Raw genomic sequence first — 1,501 nt, 5'->3', positions numbered from 1 at the left:
CCAGTGAGACCTCATCTTGAGGTGGGCTTCCCGCTTAGATGCTTTCAGCGGTTATCCCTTCCGTACATAGCTACCCGGCAATGCCACTGGCGTGACAACCGGAACACCAGAGGTACGTCCACTTCGGTCCTCTCGTACTAGAAGCAGCTCCTCTCAAGTCTCAAACGCCCACGGTAGATAGGGACCGAACTGTCTCACGACGTTCTAAACCCAGCTCGCGTACCTCTTTAAATGGCGAACAGCCATACCCTTGGGACCTGCTTCAGCCCCAGGATGAGATGAGCCGACATCGAGGTGCCAAACACCGCCGTCGATATGAACTCTTGGGCGGTATCAGCCTGTTATCCCCAGAGTACCTTTTATCCGTTGAGCGATGGCCCTTCCATACAGAACCACCGGATCACTATGACCTACTTTCGTACCTGCTCGGCTTGTCGGCCTCGCAGTTAAGCGCGCTTGTGCCATTACACTAACCTCACGATTTCCGACCGTGATTAGCGCACCTTCGTGCTCCTCCGTTACTCTTTAGGAGGAGACCGCCCCAGTCAAACTACCCACCAGACACTGTCCCCACCCCCGATAAGGGGGCCAGGTTAGAACCTCAACGTTACCAGGCTGGTATTTCAACGTCGGCTCCATGACAACTAGCGTCGTCACTTCAAAGCCTCCCAGCTATCCTACACAAGTAAAGTCAAAGTTCAGTGTCAAGCTGCAGTAAAGGTTCACGGGGTCTTTCCGTCTAGCCGCGGGTAAACGGCATCTTCACCGCTATTTCGATTTCACTGAGTCTCTGGTGGAGACAGCGCCGCCATCGTTACGCCATTCGTGCAGGTCGGAACTTACCCGACAAGGAATTTCGCTACCTTAGGACCGTTATAGTTACGGCCGCCGTTTACCGGGGCTTCGATCAAGAGCTTCGCTTTCGCTAACCCCATCAATTAACCTTCCGGCACCGGGCAGGCGTCACACCCTATACGTCCACTTTCGTGTTTGCAGAGTGCTGTGTTTTTAATAAACAGTCGCAGCGGCCTGGTTTCTGAGGCTGCCATGCGCTTACGGGGCAAGCCCTTCACGCGCAGCAGCGCACCTTCTCCCGAAGTTACGGTGCCATTTTGCCTAGTTCCTTCACCAGAGTTCTCTCAAGCGCCTTGGTCTTCTCGACCTGACCACCTGTGTCGGTTTCGGGTACGGTTACTCACTATCTGAAGCTTAGAGGCTTTTCTTGGAAGCATGGCATCGGTAACTTCAGCCCACATGGGGCCTGGTCTCAGTTCTCAGCATTAAGACTCCGGATTTGCCTGGAATCTCTGCCTACCACCTTTCTCCGCGACAACCAACGCGCGGTATACCTAGCCTTCTCCGTCCCCCCATCGCAATAATGAGTAGTATCGGAATATTAACCGATTTCCCATCGACTACGCTTCTCAGCCTCGCCTTAGGGGCCGACTCACCCTGCGCCGATTAACGTTGCGCAGGAACCCTTGGTCTTTCGGCGTGGGGG

General features: G+C 54.5%; 1 rRNA gene. It reads right to left on the bottom strand.

The features are described 5' to 3' along the window. Positions 1–1,501, bottom strand: a 23S ribosomal RNA gene (locus F595_RS0100045); the annotation flags it as partial.

This window comes from Perlucidibaca piscinae DSM 21586 (assembly GCF_000420045.1).
In the GTDB taxonomy this organism is placed as follows: Bacteria; Pseudomonadota; Gammaproteobacteria; order Pseudomonadales; family Moraxellaceae; genus Perlucidibaca; species Perlucidibaca piscinae.
This window is presented reverse-complemented; position numbering and strand designations above follow the sequence as displayed.